Genomic DNA, 17,155 nt, shown 5'->3' with positions numbered 1-17,155 from the left:
CCAATTTTTATTTCAGTGTTCTGATTAAAAAACTATTCTCCGTAGGTCGTATTCTCATGATGAAACATTTTGGTTTCTCAATTTTTTTTACGGTTGTGTGTTTGGCTATATCTGCATATTGGGGCTTTACCCATGGTCCCAATGCAGGTGTCCAAGCCATGCTGTCAGCACTGACGATTACAGCGATTTTGGCTGTGATGGAAGTGTCTTTGTCTTTTGACAATGCTGTGGTCAATGCCTCTGTATTACGCAATTGGGATCATTTTTGGAAAATGATCTTTTTAACAGTTGGGATCTTGATTGCCGTATTTGGTATGCGATTGGTTTTCCCTGTTGTGATCGTTGCAGTGACCGCAGATATGGGCATGGTTGAAGTTGTGAAAATGGCTTTAAATGATCCAATCCAATATTCAGCAAAATTATTAGCGCATCATGCAGAAATTGCTGCTTTTGGTGGAGCATTCTTATTGTTGGTTTTCTTAAACTTCTTCTTGGATGAAGGTAAAGACACGCACTGGTTTAAGTGGGTTGAAAAGCGTTTAGCAAATTTAGCCAATGTGCCTGCGATGTCGGTTTTCCTCGCACTCATTGCTTTGTTGGTGATGGCAGCCAATGTTGAAGAGGCAAAACGTCTTGTAGTGACCATGGCAGGTATTTGGGGCATTGTCATTTATATTGGTGTACAAGTGCTGAGTCATTTATTGGGTGGTGAGCCTGAAGTTGATGAAGAGGGCAATGCCGTAGGTCACGATGCCAATGGTGCTCCAACAGGTGTCATCAAAGCAGGTATCGGCGGTTTTATTTATTTAGAAGTCCTTGATGCCTCTTTCAGTTTTGATGGTGTGATTGGTGCTTTTGCAATTACCTCTGATGTGGTCATCATCATGTTGGGCTTGGCCATCGGTGCAATGTTCGTTCGATCAATGACGATTTATCTTGTCGATAAAGGTACACTTGATGCTTATGTCTACCTTGAGCATGGCGCACATTATGCGATTGGTGCTTTAGCTTTTATTATGATTGCAAGCGGTACTGGACTCCATGTACCTGAAGTGGTGACAGGATTGATCGGTGTTGCCTTTATTGTCTGGGCTGTGATCGCATCAATCCAATATAACAAGCGAATTGAACAACAAGATTAATCCTTTTTTAATAAAAGAGATTACAATGGGAGAGCACTTTGAAAGTGCTCTTTTTTATGCGCAATGTTTCCACAAAGTTGCCACAATATGCGATGATGTGTTTGAAAATTAGCTCGCCAGTTTTGATAAGCCAGTAGATATGATGAATCCTTTAGAACGCCGCTCGACCTTTGCATTAAGTAGTATTTTTGCTTTACGCATGTTGGGGCTGTTCATGATTATCCCTGTGTTTTCCGTGGTGGGGCAGTCTTATCAATATGCGACACCAGCCTTGATTGGTTTAGCAGTAGGTGTCTATGGTTTAAGTCAGGCAATTCTGCAAATTCCTTTCAGTTTATGGGCAGACCGTTTTAGTCGAAAACCGTTGATTGTATTTGGGTTACTGTTATTTGCTTTAGGTGGCACAATTGCAGCCATGTCTGAAAGCATTTATGGTGTGATTCTTGGACGGGCGATTGCAGGGGCTGGCGCTGTATCAGCGGTTGTCATGGCATTGCTTGCAGATGTGACTCGCGAAGAAAATCGCACCAAAGCCATGGCTGTGATGGGTATGAGTATCGGCTTATCTTTTGTAGTTGCGTTTAGCCTTGGACCTTGGCTAACCAGTTTAGTCGGTATTTCAGGACTTTTTTGGGTCACGACCGTGATGGGGTTGTTGGCAATTTCAATGTTGTTTTTGGTGCCAAAAACTACTCGTCATCATAAGAACTTTAAACAAGGCTATCTCAATCAGCTCAAACAAGTGTTAAAAATGGGTGATCTGAATCGTTTGCATGTTTCAGTCTTCGCATTGCATTTATTGCTCACTGCTATGTTTATTTATGTGCCTTCACAGTTGATTAACTTTGCAGGTATTCCTTTAGCCAAACATGGCATTGTGTATTTACCACTGTTGGTGATTAGCTTATTTTTTGCTTTTCCAAGCATTATTCTTGCTGAAAAATATCGCAAGATGCGCAGTATTTTTCTCACAGCGATTGCAGGCATTATTGCTGGTCTGGTTATTCTTATATTTGGTTATGAATCCAAATATATTTTATTGCTCGGTCTGGGCTTATTCTTTATTGCTTTTAATGTGATGGAAGCTTTATTACCTTCATGGTTGTCCAAAGCTGCACCGATTCAGTCCAAAGCAACAGCAATGGGTGTCAACGCAAGTGCTCAATTTTTAGGTGCTTTTTTTGGTGGTACACTCGGTGGGCAATTAATTTTGCTCAATAATACAACAATGGGTTGGAGTGTTTTAGCAGCTATTGCTATACTTTGGTTGCTCATTAGCTTTGGGCTGGCTCAACCACGATATTTGACATCAATCGTTTTGCGATTACCTGAGGATAAACAAACCGATAATTGGACTTCTCAGTTATTGTCAATTCGTGGTATTGAAGAGGTCGTGGTAATGTCTGACCAGCAAGTGGCGTATATAAAGGTTGATAAACAGCAGATTGATGATGCTGCGCGACAACATTTAACGCAGTTGTTTGGGAAAGAGGTAGCCATTTAAACATAACTCTTATAAAGTAAAACATAGAATCGAATAGGAAGATAACATCTAATGCGTGGTGTAAATAAAGTTATTTTAGTTGGTACTTTGGGTCGTGATCCTGAGACGAAAACATTCCCAAATGGGGGGTCTCTCACTCAATTTTCAATAGCGACCAGTGAATCTTGGACAGATAAAAATTCCGGAGAAAGAAAAGAACAAACGGAATGGCATCGTATTGTATTGCATAACCGCCTAGGTGAAATTGCACAGCAATATTTACGTAAAGGCTCGAAAGTTTATATTGAGGGTTCTTTACGTACACGTCAGTGGACAGATCAAAATGGTCAAGAACGCTACACAACGGAAATCCGTGGTGAGCAAATGCAGATGTTGGATAACAACCGTCAACAAGGTGAAGCAGGTGAAAACGGGGGCTATAACCAACCACGTTTCAATAACAATCAACAAGGTGGTTTTAATAACAACCAAGGTGGTGGTTATAATCAAGGCAACCAAGGTGGCTATGGTAATGCAGCTCCACAAGGTGGTTATGGCAATGGTGGAAACAATGTTAATCAGGGTTTCCAGTCGCCTAAACCGCAACAAGCGCCGGCAACTGCTCCAGCAGATTTAGATGATGATCTGCCGTTCTAACTTGTACAATATTTAATTATTTATTTGAAGTTGATTTAATTTAAATTTCTTTAAACTCAAATACTTAATTCAATAAATAGCCTCTGTTATTTTGTAAATAAGAGAGGCTATTTTTATTTCATGCAGAGAGTAAGCTATCGTTTTTCACTTAGCTTCGGTTGAGCATGCGAGGGAGTCTAAAATTTGGCAATTTAATAAAGAAAATTGCATTACCAGATAAAATTAAAATTACCCCGATCACAGCATTGATATGCCATTGATACCCTTCCCAAAAGGTCGAAATCACCAAAGCGACCAATGGAAATAACAAGGTACTATACGCCGCTTTAGCTGCACCAATCCGCCCAACTAAATAGAAATAAGCAGTAAAGCCAATCACTGAGCCAAAAATAGCCAAATATAGTAAAGCACTCACTGCACTGAATTGCATATTTGGGAAAAACTCATCCTGCTTGATCACCGCGATCAGTGCCATTAAGATTGAACCGTACAACATGCCATAAGCATTGGTGGTAAAAATATCCAACCCCTTTTTTTGATGGCGTGCACTGATCATATTCCCCAGAGAAAAGCCGTAGGTTCCCAATATACACAGACCTATTCCTATCAGCGTATATTGATTTAAACTATTTCCCACGACATCATGCCAAAACAAGGCAATAATACCTAAACCACCGAGCAAAGCCGCAGGATAAAAATATGTAGAAACCTGTTGTTTAAAGAAAATCTTGGCATTCAGAGTGTTAAAGATCACTGCCATCGAAAAAATGACAGCTTCCAAACCACTACTGATATATTGAACTGCATAATAAAAGCAAACAAAGTTAAAACCAAAAATACAACAAGCTTGCAGCATACAAAATAAATGGTCGTTTAAAGCTAACTTTTGCTTTTTTCGGCACAACATAATCAATGCAAATAAGAACATTGCTGAAATAAAGAAGCGCCAAAACACCGCCACATTGACCGATATGCCACTTTGTTGTTGCAGAGTAATTGCAATCCAAGTCGTTCCCCAAATCACCACGACCAATACATATAGGAGTGCATTCATATTCTTTCAACCAAACTAAACGATCAGCACTATTGTGATTGATTTAAGCCACCTATTTCTTGCACCTGCTTGCGGTGCCTATCATAAGCTTGTGGTTTTTTTCTACTCACATTTTTATATCAATGATAAAATAAATTTATAGTCTTACACTCAATATTCAAATTTGGTACTGCGTATACAAGATGAAATATCAGATTTTCGATCAATTGCAACAGCACAAAGCTCAACTGCTGGATTCGGTCGAGTTGGGTTCTGGTATGCAATTAGCCATGTGGCAAAATAACCAAGATCGTGTAAATGTATGCAGTAACCACCATACCCTGAGTATGTATGTTCAAGGTGGTTATCACAGTTATCAAAAGACAGCACAGGGTTGGCACAATGGCGGTGGACCAGATCATATGTGCTTAATGCCTCAAGATTTTGAGTCAACTTGGGATCTACGAGATCCGCTCACTTTTGCGCATCTTTACTATACCAAGCAACACTTACAACGTGTAGCAGAACAGGTGTGGGATCGTGAGCCGAGTCAAATTATATTAGATCCGCAAATTTTTGTTGCTGATCCACAGATCGCAATGATTTATCGTCATTTTTTATTAAATACGACTTGGCAGCACAGTGAAAATCACTTGCAAATGAGTACAGCCACGACACTGTTGCTCAATCATCTGATTAAAAATTATAGTGCTGCTCAGTGGCAGGCGCCAGAGATCAAAGGGGGCTTGTCGCCTTATACACTCAAACACGTATTGGAATGGATTGATCAGCATATTCAGCAAAGCTTGACCCTATCTGATTTGGCTCAACAAGCTCAACTGAGCGAATATCATTTTGCACATATGTTTAAGCAATCCATGCAGATCCCACCACATCAATATGTGATGCAACGTCGTCTGGAATTGGCTCATCAAGCTTTACAACAAACCAAAGCGAGTATGATGGACATTTCAGAACAATACGGATTCAGCTCAAGTAGTCATTTTAGCAATCGTTTTAAAAAGCAATTTGGGTATTCTCCATCTCAAATGAGAAAAGCTGAAAAAAGTCGTTATTAATATGATCGAGGCTTTGAAATAGAAGCTTTGGGTAATTTACTTATTTTGTAGTTCTCAATCATCACGGGTTTTCTATTCTGAGGCGTTACGGATGTCATAAACAAGGTCGAATGATCAACCTTGTTGTATTATGGGATGACACTAAAACTAAAAGGCAGTATTTTGAAAGCGGCTTAGAAAATACGTGAGCTGTGCATATAGTGATTGCTCACTTGATTATAGCTTTGCATGATCTGTTGGCTATTATTACTGCTCAGTGCTGAATTAAATTGATGCATATAATCGAGTAATTGTGATTTTGCTTTGGTTGCAAACTCAGCAGTGATGGCTTGATCTTCATAGAGTAAAACATAGTTTTTGGCAAAGCCATAAATGATAAACAATGCTGTTTTCTCAAAGTCTGATTCGCAATCAAGAATTTGATCTTCACAGTTTATTTTCAGTTGTTTAAAGGCATCTGTACCAAAAGGAAGGTTTTGGAATTGCTCCAAAATAGCTGAGAACGTCATTTTTTAAAGTCCACGCAAAAAGAAAATCTACAGATTAATTCTTGCGAGGTCAAGCAACTTTGCAAGAACAACATGAAAATCCTTTTAATTCATAAAACCGATTTATTTTATTAAAAACTACAGTTTTACCGATTTAAATATTTTTCGTATAGTGGCTTCACAGATAAGCAATCCCTGAAACGAATTGAAGGAAGACCACATGAGTTTAATCAATACTGAAGTTAAAGCATTCAACGCAACAGCATATAAAAACGGTGAATTTATTGAAGTGTCTGAAAAAGATTTCTTTGGTAAATGGTCAGTTGTATTTTTCTATCCTGCGGATTTTACCTTTGTTTGTCCGACAGAGTTAGGTGATCTCGCCGATAATTATGCAGAATTCCAGAAAATGGGTGTCGAAATTTATTCAGTCTCTACAGATACTCACTTTACCCATAAAGCTTGGCATGACAATTCAGACGAAATCAAAAAGATTCAATATCCAATGATTGGTGATCCAACTTGGGCATTGGCAAAAAACTTTGAAGTGCTGATTGAAGCTGAAGGTCTTGCAGACCGTGGGACATTTGTCATTGATCCTGAAGGTAAGATTCAAATCGTAGAAATCAATGCCGGCGGTATTGGTCGTGATGCACAAGAGCTATTGCGTAAAGTCAAAGCTGCACAATATGTCCATACTCACCCAGGTGAAGTTTGCCCAGCAAAATGGAAAGAAGGTGATGCGACACTTGCGCCATCAATTGACCTGATTGGTAAAATCTAATTGTTCAATCATTTTTAGTCTCAAAAAAAACCAGAAGTGCTACTTCTGGTTTTTTTAAATTGGCTTTAGAGAACATAACCCTCTTGTTGAGGGGCATAAGCACGGATGCCTTCAACAAGATCCTCAATGAGTTTTTCCATCACTAAGCGTTGTCCTTTTCTGGATGCATAAACCAGTTGTACAGTCCCGATATTGGAACACCATTCAGGTAAAATATGAATCAAACGACCCGAAACAATATCTTGTTCTACGGTTAAATAAGGCAGATCGGCAATGCCTAAACCATCCAAAACTGCATAATAGGCACCCATCAAGTCATTGCTCTTGATACGCGGTTGCAGAGGAATATCGATTTCCTCTTGTTGCTCGTTATGATGTAAATGCCAATGATAATGCTGTTTGTCTGTACCTAAAACAATGCTTGGAAATTCACATAACTCGGTGACATGCTGAATTTCACGGTCGCCTAAAAGTTCAGGACTAATGACTAAGCAATGCGTGGTTTTAATAATGTCACGCACAATGATACTAGAGTCTTCATTCATGGTGAAATTGGTACGAATCGCCAAATCAATATCATCATGCAAAATATCGATACGTCGACTGGTCAATGCTAATTCAACATTGACCTTGGGATATTTTTTTAAAAACTGATTTAAAATAGGACGAACTTGGTGTTCTAACATCACGGGAGGGCAACTAATTTTAATCAGTCCCTGCAATTCAACTTTTTGTTTTAATAATACATTCTGTGCAGTATCAGCTTGATCAATAATCTTGGAGCATTCTTCAAAAAATTCTTGCCCTAAAGGTGTGACTTTAAAATGCCGTGTCGAACGTTGAATTAAAGTGACATTGAATTTTGCTTCCAAATCCAAAATACGTCGGCTAAGTTTTGACTTGGTAATGTTACTGGCTTCACTTGCAGCACTAAATCCGCCATGCTTTACAACCAAATAAAAATAATAGTAGTCGTCAAAAGAATGCACAGCTATATCTCTGAATTGGGTTGTTTAGATCATATCACTGATAGGAAAATACACTCAATCATATCCACTCAAAATAGAAATGTAAGCGCTTACATTTCTATTTGAGAGCAGATTGTCTTATTTTTGAGAAGTATTCTGATTGTAACTGTTGATCAGGTTACGGTAGTCAGGTATATGGTTGGCAAATAATGTACCTAAACCTTCGATATCATTGCGCCAGTCACGATGTAATTCACAGGCAGCACCAAACCAAGTCATTAACTGTGCCCCTGCACTGCTCATACGATCCCAAGCTGAATCACGAGTGAGTGGATTGAAAGTGCCAGAAGCATCGGTAATCACAAACACATCAAAGTCTTCTTCAAGGGCTGAAAGGGCAGGAAAAGCCACACAAACTTCAGTCACAACCCCTGCAATAATCAATTGCTTTTTGCCAGTTGCTTTTACAGCTTTCACAAAGTCTTCATTGTCCCAAGCATTGATTTGACCAGGGCGAGCGATATAAGGCGCATCTGGAAAGAGTTGTTTTAACTCTGGTACAAGCGGACCATTTGGACCATCTTCAAAACTGGTGGTTAAAATGGTTGGAAGGTTAAAATATTTGGCTGCTGCTGCGAGTGCCAATACATTGTTCTTAAATTTATCTGGATCAATATCACGTACTAAAGACAACAATCCTGTTTGATGATCGACTAATAATACGGCTGCATCTTCTTTATTTAAACGAACGTAAGGTTTGCCCATTTTTTATATCCTGAATTTAAAAAAGTTTAAATTGTGCTTAAAAACAAAACAAATTGCTTTGTATGGACTTTATCTTAGGGGGTTTATATTGAACAAATAAGTCTAAAAAATGAGATAAATAATCCCATATATAAGATTATTATCGGGCATGTAAGGGGGAGTATTGGGCTTTAATGTCCTATATTTGAGATACAGTGTATTGATGGGTTGCTGTATTCAGCACTTTAAAAAACATAAAATACAATCATATTAAAGCCTAGAGATAGGAGTATTGAGATGAAAAGAATTATCGGTGTATACCGCAATCAAAATATGCATTGGGTGGGTGATGGCTTCCCAGTAAAAAGCTTGTTTTCTTATGATCGTCTAGGTCAGGCAATCAGCCCGTTTTTACTTTTAGACTATGCCGCACCTTACACATTTGCACCAAGTCATGAACAGCATGGTGTGGGTTCGCATCCTCATCGTGGTTTTGAAACCGTAACTATTGCATATCAAGGTGAAGTGACGCATAAGGATTCACATGGCGGTGGTGGAACGATTAAAACCGGCGATGTGCAATGGATGACTGCGGGCGCTGGTTTGGTTCATGAAGAGTTCCATTCACATGAGTTTACCGAAAAAGGCGGTCTGTTTGAAATGGTTCAGCTTTGGGTAAACTTACCTGCGGCAGATAAAATGACTCAACCGAAGTACCAAGCCATTTCTGCACAAGATATTCCTGTAATTCATTTTGATGATGATGCAGGGCATTTGCGTGTGATTGCTGGAAAATATGCTGAACAACAAGGCGCTGCTTCAACATTTAGCCCTGTGAATGTATGGGATGGTCAATTAAAAGCAGACCATACGCAAATTGTTCATGTTCCTGTTGACCATAATGCGTTGGTGGTTGTCCTTGAAGGTGAAATGCTACTCAACGGTACGCAAAAAGTACTCGACAGTTCGATCGTCATGTTTGATCAAGATGGCGATGTAACAATTCAACTTGAAGCGGTGCAAGATGCTAAGTTTTTGGTGTTGACTGGTAAACCGTTGAATGAACCTATTCAGGGTTATGGTCCATTTGTGATGAATACCAAGGAAGAGATCGTGCAAGCTTTTAACGATTTCAATCAAGGTAAATTCGGCGAAATTGCAGCAGAAGCTTAAACAAAGGCGGATTGTAAAATCCGCTTTTTTATACTCGAAATTGTATGAAGTTCGGGTCTGAAAAAGAAAAAAGAGCTTTGATCTCATCAATCAAAAGCTCTCTACGCTGTAGTTTTCTTGTATTCGAAATCGCTATTCTTATATGATGGTTTTAATGTATTGCATGCATCATAATAAATGAAAAATGTGAAGTAAAGCACATATTGGGTTGTTTGCCTAAATTCTGAGCATAATGATAAAAATTGATCAAGGCTTATTATGCGAACAACAGCAAAAATTTTCATCCTATAGGTAAATTTCAAACTGAAAAAAAAGGATCTCTATTCCACACTATAGAGATCCTTTTTGTGCTGTAGTTTCTTTTATTGTCGATATAGTCATAATTATTTGTTTTTATTATAAATGTGATTTGCTTATCATTTTTATGCTGTAAATTTTAAATAAGAAAATACGGTTTGTAAACGATTTTTTAATAAATAGTTAAATTATCTTTATGTTTTTAACAGAATTTTTCAATATATGAAAATAAAAATGAAATATAAATCATGTAGATCGCATACATTCGCAATATTTAGGATTCCGATGAATGGTAAGCTTAAAATGGGCATTTTTTTCTAAAAAAATTCCAACAAAAAAAGTTAAATGTGGAACTTTTTAATACCGTGATTTAATCCGCTATAGCTCATAATAAAAAAAATGGTTACGCACGGATAATAACTTTGGATATTGCAGTGATTGGTAGTGGTATGGCTGGCCTAGCTACCGCAAGAATTCTTAAAGATGCAGGTCATCACATTACCATCTTTGAAGCATTACCTGGTCGTGGGATGGATAGTCACAGTATTGAGTTTGAAGGTGGCTTAATTGATGCACCATTACGTGTGATGAATCCACATTTATGGAAAAACACGCTTAGCCTAGCGACACATTTGGGTATAAAAACATTTCCTGTACGTACTTTTATGGCGTGCAGTTGGTTATTTGAAGATAAAACAGAAACATGGTTGACCACCTCTCGTACTCGGATTGGTAATTTTCCGATTATCAATAACCGCAAAGGCATTAAGCAGTACGGATGGCGTTTGGTGAAAGGGATGTTGCAACTTAAAACAGCAGTTTCTCAGTTTTTTAAATCTAAAAATCAAGAGATTACTCTCGCAGATTTTATCAATCAGAATGAAATCGAAGAAGTATTTTGGCATGGTGCGGTAATGCCAGTGCTCTATACAATTTGTACCTGTGACCCTAAAACGATTGGTGAATGGCCAGCAAAGCCGTTGTTAATCTTTTTAAAGCAATTAACTGATGGCGATGCATTGCTTCGTTTACATGGCGGTACACCTGCTTTTGTCGATAAATTAATCGAAGGCATTGATATACATAGCAGTTCTGAAATTACGCTGGTTGAAGAACAGGGCGAAGCTGTTTTGGTTAAAAATGCCCAAGGCGAGCAATTCCAGTTTGATCGTGTTGTGGTTGCCACCCCGACCAACAAATTGGACAGTTTTTTAAATGTTGAACAGTTTGCTGATGATATTGAACTTTTGAAAAAGTTTAAATTTGAGCAGGGTGAATTGGTCATGCACACCGATCCAACGGTGATGCCTCCAAACCGTAAAGACTGGTCCGTGTTGAGCTATATGATGGACCGTAAATTTACCAAGCAACAGTTCACGGTTTGGCTCAACTCGATTGAACCGAGTCTGGTGGGTAAGTCTCCAGTCTTCCAAACTTGGCGTCCAGTTACGACAATTGATCCTAAGAAAATTATTTCAACAGTGACCTTAACGCGAGCTGTGGTAGACTCTGAAACTGTTGCATTGAATAAAGAGTTGCAAGCGCGCCATAAAGTGGCAAATCGCAAAGTCTTTTATTGTGGTTCATGGTCTTGTGACGGTTTACCTATCCTTGAGTCAGCGGTCACTTCGGCAATGCATATTGCAGAGATATTTAATGCACCATTGCCATTTAAAGGTTTAAAGCCTAATGTTGAGGTCGCACCACAACTCGGTTATTAATGCTAAATCAGATGGGTGGTGTGTCAGCATCACTTTCAGATTGAGCATTTAAACATGAAATGGATTCAAGCAATTCAGCAACAACTTCCCAAACATAAATATGCAATCAATGCAAAGATGTTGGGCGATACCGCTGAATGTGCTTGGACCAATCTCGGCTTGTGGACAGTAACAACGTCTTCCTACCCCCAAGCCTGCCAACAGCTTGCACAAGGACTTGCAGACGCCGTGCAACTTCAATCGCATGATCGTGTGCTAGATTTGGGTTGTGGGCAAGGTGCGAGTTTAAAATATTGGTTAACGCATTATCAGATTCAGCATCTTGAAGCAGTAGAGCTACAACCACACTGCGTCAAGCAAATTCAAAAGCAACTTCCCCGTGTTAAAGCAGTTCATTGCCAATCATTTTTGAATTTAAATAAAAACCTTTTCTCTCAAGCTTTTGATGTGGTGATGTGTATTGATGCAGCCTACCATAGTGATTTAAATTCATTTCTGACTTCAGTTGCACCACTTTTAAATTCAAAAGGACGTTTAGCCTTTCATTATTTGATGCTGTCAGATGCTCATTTAAATTCAAAACAAAAGCTAAAATATCAATACCTGTTAAAAGCAGCAGATGTTCGTTTCAAAGATTTGCAAACAGAACAGCAAATTCATGAAACACTCGAACAACATCATTTGAAGCAGATTGAGATTCAAGATATTTCTACAGCGGTATTTGCTGGGTTTAGTCAATATATTGCTGCTAGAAAAGACATGGGGCGAGGATTGGACCAATTCAAAATACAGATGACCGCCAAGCTCTGCGAAACACTATTTAACGAGGGCATCGTGCGTTATATACAGATCAGTGCGATAAAAGCATAAAGATAAGATTTTTTAATTGAAGAAATCGGAAAAAGAAGACCGAATATGACGATGCAAAAAGCATCATTCAGAAACAACAAAGCCTCACTAAAAAGCGAGGCTAAGTAAAAAATGGTGCCGGCACACGGATTCGAACTGTGGACCTACTGATTACAAGTCAGTTGCTCTACCAACTGAGCTATGCCGGCAACGTGGCGAGAATTCTACAGAAAAATGATAAGAATGCAAGCCAAAAAATAAGCACTTGAGTGAGTTAAAGTTTTTTTATTTAAAATCAAAGATTTTAAGGTATTTAGGAAAGCTGTAATATTGAAAGAGAGGTTAAAAGAATTAAACTAGTAAATGCCAGTTTGTACAGTATAGATTGGTTTTTTAAGCAATCTATCATCTAATTTTAGAATTGTGCTGATTTTAGATACTTAGCCAAAAATTGTCATTGAAAAAACCACACTATTGGCAAGCAGTAAAATTGCAAATAAAACGATTTGGAAGTTTTTCATAGTATTTATTTTTTAGTGTGAAATAATATGCATTATTTTTATCAAAGTTGAATTGATAAGTAAATAGTGAAGCATTTATTATTTCAAAAAAACATATTATTTTTTAAGTGCTTTTAAATCCAAACCATATTTTTCTGATCTTGAATGATTTGATTTTCCTTAGAATTGTTGGTTGTGTATCAAACATCTTCTAGGATGGTCTCGTTGGATCAATCACTTAGCAAAAATGAGTTAAAGTGGATGGATGCGATAGAGATGAAATGGTTGTGTACTGGCAAAAAGGCTTACTGAAATGTAAGCCTTATGGTTTTTAGTGAATTTGAATAAATCTTTATCCGATTTAAAAATATAGACTTATTTTCTCCTCAAAATATGATCTAAATCTTGTGCGCATTCTTCTAGAGTGATTGCCATATCAAATTGCATTTGGGGTTTCAATTCGTTTGCGAGTTTTCTCCATTGCTCAATCAACTGGATAGCTTTCTGAATTTTATGTTTATTTACATCCTTGGCAATAGTTGGGGTGTATCCACCACGTTTAGCATTTTTGACTTGTCTTACATAATTGGCGCTGTTATTCATTGTTGCTCCCGAATAGCAGTTTTATGTCATAAACTTGTTTGAATCGCTAATAGGTACTGCATCATCATTATCTAAAGAGAATATTACATCTATATGATTTTTATTTTGTATTTCACCTCCTTTGCATATATCGAGAAGTTCTTTTCACTTGATACTAATTCAAGAAAGTATGAATTGAAATAGGGAATTGTCTGATTCATTCAGTGGATATGTATCTATTTGCTTCAAAAAACAGTTTAAATATCGTATAACTCAATGAAGTCAAAAACAGAACAATTGAGAATGAAAAGATTCAGTATTTTATTATTTTTGGTTTCGGTTGCACATGCTGAAGTTCCGAATGAATGTCAGTTGGTTGAAGAAACCTCCGCAATGTTAATGCAGTTACGTCAAAGTGGTTTGTCGCTGGATGATGTTGATTTTAATCCTGAAGCCTTATCTGCAAAAGAACAGGTATTGTTAAAAGGTATGATTGACGATGCAAAGGATGTTCCGATTTATCAAATTCCTTTAACCCGTCAAAAAGCCATTGATGATTTCAAAGTCAAGTGGCTAGAGGTGTGTCAGTCAGCAGATGTAGTGACGCCGACTGAAACGAGATAAGCTCTTATTTTTCGATCAAGCTAACAAGTTTATTGAAGTCAGACAATTTCAGATCATCCCATTCGATCAGATTGAAATAAAACCGATGTGTCTAAAACAGATCGGTTTCAGTAAAAATTACAGGTTACTTGTGCTTGATGTTTTAAGCAGATCAATCACAGTTAAGTGAACCGATAAACCTGACCTTCTATTTTAAGGTCTACAGATTTGATTTGTTTCATCGGGCAGTGATCTAAAATAATACTTAAGCCTTCATCAGTTAAGTTTTCACCATCCGCTCCCCACGTAACCACTTGACATGATTTGTTATCTTGGGTCGAAATTTTTAATTCGTCGATCCACAGGTCTTTGAATTGATTGGCTTTCATAAATTCAATACTGATCATCTGATCAACATTGGGTCTAGGGTCAGCGCTATACATAAACCAAATCAGTGGATATGCAGTGTTAGAACAATCAACACTGTATTCATTTGCTCCACAATGCTGCATTTTAATCACTGAGTTTGATGACTTTTTAACGCTTTGTATTGGTTGAGCTGATGAAGTAAGGCTAGCGGAAGGTTGTGCAGATACCTTATCTATTGCGACTTCTGACGCCGACTTTTGTGTTGGTTCAGACTGGATGATTGTCTCATGATCATTTTCTTGTGGGTTTGACTTGGATTGATTGAATAAAATATAAATAATCGCGATCAGTGCGACGATCATGATTAGATTGATGATGATTTGTGGCTGAAGTTTCATGTCATTCTCCTTTTTAGTTTTTTATTAATAGCTGATCAATGCTAAAGTTTATTTAGGCTTGAGCAGTAATCCGCCCACAATCAAAAGAATCAGTACACCACCAATAAATTTACCCACAGAAGGAAACATCACCGCAGGCCAAATCACGCCTTGCCCTAAATGGTAGGCAAATGATTTATAGCTTTGTGATCCCCAATAGTTTTGGTAGAGGGCAAATAGTAAGCCAATGATGAAGTAACCACGAATGAGCCAAGATGTAATGGATGTATTCATTTATTTTCCCCCAAGTGCAAATTTAAGAAGTAGGTAAAACAGTCCAAACATGATCATCAAGCCGATAAAGGGAAGCCCTAGAAAACAGATGATCACGATCACACAAACGATTGCTGCTATCGTTCTCATGACTTACTCCCTCAAGCATTGCAGACCGCTTTGCATCAAGTCGTATTGAAATGATTCGCTCTGGGTCAGTGTGTAGAGGTTGTTCTTTAAACTGTCTTCTCCGTATTTGCTTTCGAGTTTTTTATAGGCGCATTTGCATGCGCTGCGGTCCATACCTGTAGACTGACAGCCACTGATAAACTCGCGTTCTGATTTACTGGCGCAACCGAGTGTCAGGAGTGAACAGGTAATGATTAAAATTGAAGTGTGAATGTTCATCATTCTCTCTCATTTATTGTTGTGGTTATTTTTTAAATTTAGATTCAGCGATTTGATCAAATTCAAGGCATAGCTTGCCTGTCCAAAGAGCTGTTATGCCTTTAGATCAATCTAAGCTGAAATAAAATCTATTAATTTTGCCAAAGGCAGGGGATATGCCTAAAACGTTTTTGAGAAAGGAATAAAAATAAGAAATGCTTAGTCATGGTTGACTCCTTAGGTTAAAGAAGTCCTGCCGAATCACTGTCAATTGATTATGGTGGCAGAACGAAAAGGGGTTGACAGACTGAACCTAAGAATCAGCACACCCGAAGGTGTCCCCCTCCCGTTCTACCGCAGAGGGAGCACGAGAACTCACACCAAAAGATGAACTCTTTTAGTGCTCTTAGGAAACGGTCTGTCAAAACCGACTGACAATGTAGGTCAGCAGTTGAATGATAAGTTTTGGGGTGGGTTTAGTCAATTGGGAGTGGTGGGCGAGATGAAATATATAAATTGATTTATGATAATAATATCGTGATTTAAAAAATCGAACTAAATGTGTATAGTTTTTAATGCTGATTAGAAAAGATATTTTTGCAAGTGACTATTAAATTAATGATATGCTTTTGATAGATAAAATTAACCTATAAAAATTTGTTTTTAAGACAATTCATTCTAAGGGTAAAAAATGCAAAAGCGTGGTCGTCAAATTCGTCTGTTTTATGTAGATGGACAGCATAACGGTATCGTAAGAGCAGAGCTTATGAATTGGACGGGTTATGTTTATGCAGCACCAAGGGCAAGTTTAAAACAACTGATTGAAAAAGAAGATGCACACGGCTCAGGAATTTACTTTTTGATAAGTAAAGCCCAAGAGCTTGAAGGAAAGTACAGTGTTTATATTGGGGAAACTGTTAATGGTATCCTAAGAATGCAACACCATGATTACAATAAAGACTTTTGGGATACTGTGATTCTGGTTCAATGTAAGGATACAACTTTAACCAAAACACATTGTGCTTATTTAGAGTATCGAACCTATCAATTCATTAAAGAAAAAACCTTGTACCAATTAGAAAATAAGCAAGAACTTAAAAACTATGCAGGAAAGCTATCTGATGCTGATATTTCGGATATGGAAACGTTCTTTGATAATTTAAGTTTTGTTTTACCTGCTTTAGGCGTAAATGTTCTTACACCGATTACTTCTATTCCTGATCATCACAGTAATTCTATATTAGCTTTAAAAGAGCGTGGTGATGTAGAGTTTATGATTTCAAGCCGTGATCATAAAGTAGCGGGGCAGGCTTATATCAAGGATGGAGTTTTTTATGTTCGCCAAGGATCTATTGGAAAGAAGCAACAAACTCAATCTCAACACAATTATATTATTAATCAACGTCAATCTTTAATAGATAAGGGAATGATTCGAATCGATGATGAGAAAATAGAGTTTACCCAAGATGTTGCTTTTACCAGTACGTCAACACCAGCTGCGATGTTATTTGGTCGTCCAACTGCAGGACCTACTGTATGGAAACTTTTAGGCGAACCAAAAACAAGTTATAAGGATTGGGAGGAAAGACAAGTTAAGCAATAAATATATAATTAGAAATAGAGGCAGTTAAATTAGAGAAATTAAA

The 17,155-nt window shown here is 37.8% G+C and carries 19 protein-coding genes and 1 tRNA gene; 10 read left to right on the top strand and 10 right to left on the bottom strand.

Annotation, left to right across the window (positions count from 1 at the left end; all coding sequences use genetic code 11):
- Positions 1-59 precede the first annotated feature (59 nt).
- The 3 genes from I9192_RS20830 to ssb all read left to right on the top strand — a co-directional run bounded on the left by I9192_RS20830 (position 60) and on the right by ssb (position 3,282).
- On the top strand, positions 60-1,142 hold the full coding sequence (locus I9192_RS20830) for a DUF475 domain-containing protein (RefSeq protein WP_010590906.1): 1,083 nt from the start codon (positions 60-62) through the stop codon (positions 1,140-1,142).
- Positions 1,143-1,281: 139 nt separating this feature from the next.
- On the top strand, positions 1,282-2,646 hold the full coding sequence (locus tag I9192_RS20825) for an MFS transporter (protein ID WP_010590905.1): 1,365 nt from the start codon (positions 1,282-1,284) through the stop codon (positions 2,644-2,646).
- 51 nt (positions 2,647-2,697) lie between these two features.
- Positions 2,698-3,282, top strand: coding sequence for a single-stranded DNA-binding protein (gene ssb / locus I9192_RS20820; RefSeq protein WP_004826134.1), 585 nt, complete (start codon positions 2,698-2,700; stop codon positions 3,280-3,282).
- Between the two features lie 148 nt (positions 3,283-3,430).
- Here the strand turns inward: ssb and I9192_RS20815 are convergent, their stop codons facing one another.
- Positions 3,431-4,336 carry a DMT family transporter gene (locus I9192_RS20815; protein WP_005035213.1) on the bottom strand — a complete coding sequence of 302 codons (906 nt, stop codon included), beginning with the start codon at positions 4,334-4,336 and terminating at the stop codon, positions 3,431-3,433.
- A gap of 182 nt (positions 4,337-4,518) precedes the next feature.
- Here I9192_RS20815 and I9192_RS20810 point away from each other — a divergent pair, with 182 nt between their 5' ends.
- Positions 4,519-5,394, top strand: coding sequence for an AraC family transcriptional regulator (locus I9192_RS20810; RefSeq protein WP_005035215.1), 876 nt, complete (start codon positions 4,519-4,521; stop codon positions 5,392-5,394).
- Between the two features lie 173 nt (positions 5,395-5,567).
- Here the strand turns inward: I9192_RS20810 and I9192_RS20805 are convergent, their stop codons facing one another.
- Entirely contained in the window at positions 5,568-5,903 is a 336-nt protein-coding gene (locus I9192_RS20805) for a hypothetical protein (RefSeq protein ID WP_004826157.1), read from the bottom strand.
- 199 nt (positions 5,904-6,102) lie between these two features.
- On the opposite strand from I9192_RS20805, the gene ahpC reads away from it, so the two are divergent.
- Positions 6,103-6,666, top strand: a complete 564-nt coding sequence (gene ahpC / locus I9192_RS20800; RefSeq protein ID WP_005035218.1) for an alkyl hydroperoxide reductase subunit C — start codon at positions 6,103-6,105, stop codon at positions 6,664-6,666.
- A 65-nt stretch (positions 6,667-6,731) separates the two neighbouring features.
- Here the strand turns inward: ahpC and I9192_RS20795 are convergent, their stop codons facing one another.
- Both I9192_RS20795 and ycaC read right to left on the bottom strand, forming a co-directional pair.
- On the bottom strand, positions 6,732-7,655 hold the full coding sequence (locus I9192_RS20795) for a LysR substrate-binding domain-containing protein (protein WP_200150022.1): 924 nt from the start codon (positions 7,653-7,655) through the stop codon (positions 6,732-6,734).
- A 117-nt stretch (positions 7,656-7,772) separates the two neighbouring features.
- Positions 7,773-8,399: an isochorismate family cysteine hydrolase YcaC gene (gene ycaC / locus I9192_RS20790; protein ID WP_005035223.1), complete on the bottom strand. Its 627-nt coding sequence runs from the start codon at positions 8,397-8,399 to the stop codon at positions 7,773-7,775.
- A gap of 276 nt (positions 8,400-8,675) precedes the next feature.
- Here ycaC and I9192_RS20785 point away from each other — a divergent pair, with 276 nt between their 5' ends.
- From I9192_RS20785 to I9192_RS20775, 3 genes are all read left to right on the top strand, one after another.
- Positions 8,676-9,551: a pirin family protein gene (locus I9192_RS20785; RefSeq protein WP_005035224.1), complete on the top strand. Its 876-nt coding sequence runs from the start codon at positions 8,676-8,678 to the stop codon at positions 9,549-9,551.
- Positions 9,552-10,270: 719 nt separating this feature from the next.
- Positions 10,271-11,569, top strand: a complete 1,299-nt coding sequence (locus tag I9192_RS20780) for an FAD-dependent oxidoreductase (protein WP_010590904.1) — start codon at positions 10,271-10,273, stop codon at positions 11,567-11,569.
- A 54-nt stretch (positions 11,570-11,623) separates the two neighbouring features.
- Positions 11,624-12,439 carry an SAM-dependent methyltransferase gene (locus I9192_RS20775; RefSeq protein WP_200150021.1) on the top strand — a complete coding sequence of 272 codons (816 nt, stop codon included), beginning with the start codon at positions 11,624-11,626 and terminating at the stop codon, positions 12,437-12,439.
- A 112-nt stretch (positions 12,440-12,551) separates the two neighbouring features.
- Here the strand turns inward: I9192_RS20775 and I9192_RS20770 are convergent.
- Positions 12,552-12,627: transfer RNA gene (locus I9192_RS20770), tRNA-Thr, on the bottom strand.
- 666 nt (positions 12,628-13,293) lie between these two features.
- Complete coding sequence (locus I9192_RS20765; protein ID WP_004826172.1) at positions 13,294-13,521, bottom strand: hypothetical protein; 228 nt, start codon at positions 13,519-13,521, stop codon at positions 13,294-13,296.
- Positions 13,522-13,776: 255 nt separating this feature from the next.
- On the opposite strand from I9192_RS20765, the gene I9192_RS20760 reads away from it, so the two are divergent.
- Entirely contained in the window at positions 13,777-14,124 is a 348-nt protein-coding gene (locus tag I9192_RS20760) for a hypothetical protein (protein WP_171478383.1), read from the top strand.
- Between the two features lie 161 nt (positions 14,125-14,285).
- Here the strand turns inward: I9192_RS20760 and I9192_RS20755 are convergent, their stop codons facing one another.
- The 4 genes from I9192_RS20755 to I9192_RS22425 are packed head-to-tail and all read right to left on the bottom strand — an operon-like array spanning position 14,286 to position 15,530.
- A complete protein-coding gene (locus tag I9192_RS20755) occupies positions 14,286-14,870 on the bottom strand; it encodes a hypothetical protein (protein ID WP_200150020.1) in 585 nt (194 codons plus the stop codon).
- 48 nt (positions 14,871-14,918) lie between these two features.
- Positions 14,919-15,143 carry a hypothetical protein gene (locus tag I9192_RS20750; RefSeq protein WP_005035236.1) on the bottom strand — a complete coding sequence of 75 codons (225 nt, stop codon included), beginning with the start codon at positions 15,141-15,143 and terminating at the stop codon, positions 14,919-14,921.
- Positions 15,144-15,272, bottom strand: a complete 129-nt coding sequence (locus I9192_RS22480) for a hypothetical protein (RefSeq protein ID WP_009585514.1) — start codon at positions 15,270-15,272, stop codon at positions 15,144-15,146.
- A 3-nt stretch (positions 15,273-15,275) separates the two neighbouring features.
- A complete protein-coding gene (locus tag I9192_RS22425; protein WP_080740844.1) occupies positions 15,276-15,530 on the bottom strand; it encodes a hypothetical protein in 255 nt (84 codons plus the stop codon).
- Between the two features lie 670 nt (positions 15,531-16,200).
- Here I9192_RS22425 and I9192_RS20745 point away from each other — a divergent pair.
- The gene (locus I9192_RS20745) at positions 16,201-17,112 is read left to right on the top strand and encodes a GIY-YIG nuclease family protein (RefSeq protein WP_151714016.1); all 912 of its coding nucleotides are present in this window, start codon (positions 16,201-16,203) and stop codon (positions 17,110-17,112) included.
- The last annotated feature ends 43 nt before the right edge of the window (positions 17,113-17,155 follow it).

This window comes from Acinetobacter bereziniae (assembly GCF_016576965.1).
GTDB classification, from domain to species: domain Bacteria; phylum Pseudomonadota; class Gammaproteobacteria; order Pseudomonadales; family Moraxellaceae; genus Acinetobacter; species Acinetobacter bereziniae.
Note: the sequence above shows the minus strand (reverse complement) of the source record. Positions and strands in the feature narration are given on the sequence as shown.

Bases quoted from the DNA above. Each gene is read 5' to 3' on its own strand.
- I9192_RS20785 (WP_005035224.1), top strand. From the start codon at position 8,676: ATGAAAAGAATTATCGGTGTATACCGCAATCAAAATATGCATTGGGTG.
- ycaC (WP_005035223.1), bottom strand. From the start codon at position 8,399: ATGGGCAAACCTTACGTTCGTTTAAATAAAGAAGATGCAGCCGTATTA.
- ssb (WP_004826134.1), top strand. From the start codon at position 2,698: ATGCGTGGTGTAAATAAAGTTATTTTAGTTGGTACTTTGGGTCGTGAT.
- I9192_RS20805 (WP_004826157.1), bottom strand. From the start codon at position 5,903: ATGACGTTCTCAGCTATTTTGGAGCAATTCCAAAACCTTCCTTTTGGT.
- I9192_RS20745 (WP_151714016.1), top strand. From the start codon at position 16,201: ATGCAAAAGCGTGGTCGTCAAATTCGTCTGTTTTATGTAGATGGACAG.
- I9192_RS20830 (WP_010590906.1), top strand. From the start codon at position 60: ATGAAACATTTTGGTTTCTCAATTTTTTTTACGGTTGTGTGTTTGGCT.
- I9192_RS22480 (WP_009585514.1), bottom strand. From the start codon at position 15,272: ATGAGAACGATAGCAGCAATCGTTTGTGTGATCGTGATCATCTGTTTT.
- I9192_RS20760 (WP_171478383.1), top strand. From the start codon at position 13,777: ATGAAGTCAAAAACAGAACAATTGAGAATGAAAAGATTCAGTATTTTA.
- I9192_RS20750 (WP_005035236.1), bottom strand. From the start codon at position 15,143: ATGAATACATCCATTACATCTTGGCTCATTCGTGGTTACTTCATCATT.
- I9192_RS22425 (WP_080740844.1), bottom strand. From the start codon at position 15,530: ATGAACATTCACACTTCAATTTTAATCATTACCTGTTCACTCCTGACA.
- ahpC (WP_005035218.1), top strand. From the start codon at position 6,103: ATGAGTTTAATCAATACTGAAGTTAAAGCATTCAACGCAACAGCATAT.
- I9192_RS20775 (WP_200150021.1), top strand. From the start codon at position 11,624: ATGAAATGGATTCAAGCAATTCAGCAACAACTTCCCAAACATAAATAT.
- I9192_RS20755 (WP_200150020.1), bottom strand. From the start codon at position 14,870: ATGAAACTTCAGCCACAAATCATCATCAATCTAATCATGATCGTCGCA.
- I9192_RS20825 (WP_010590905.1), top strand. From the start codon at position 1,282: ATGATGAATCCTTTAGAACGCCGCTCGACCTTTGCATTAAGTAGTATT.
- I9192_RS20810 (WP_005035215.1), top strand. From the start codon at position 4,519: ATGAAATATCAGATTTTCGATCAATTGCAACAGCACAAAGCTCAACTG.
- I9192_RS20765 (WP_004826172.1), bottom strand. From the start codon at position 13,521: ATGAATAACAGCGCCAATTATGTAAGACAAGTCAAAAATGCTAAACGT.
- I9192_RS20815 (WP_005035213.1), bottom strand. From the start codon at position 4,336: ATGAATGCACTCCTATATGTATTGGTCGTGGTGATTTGGGGAACGACT.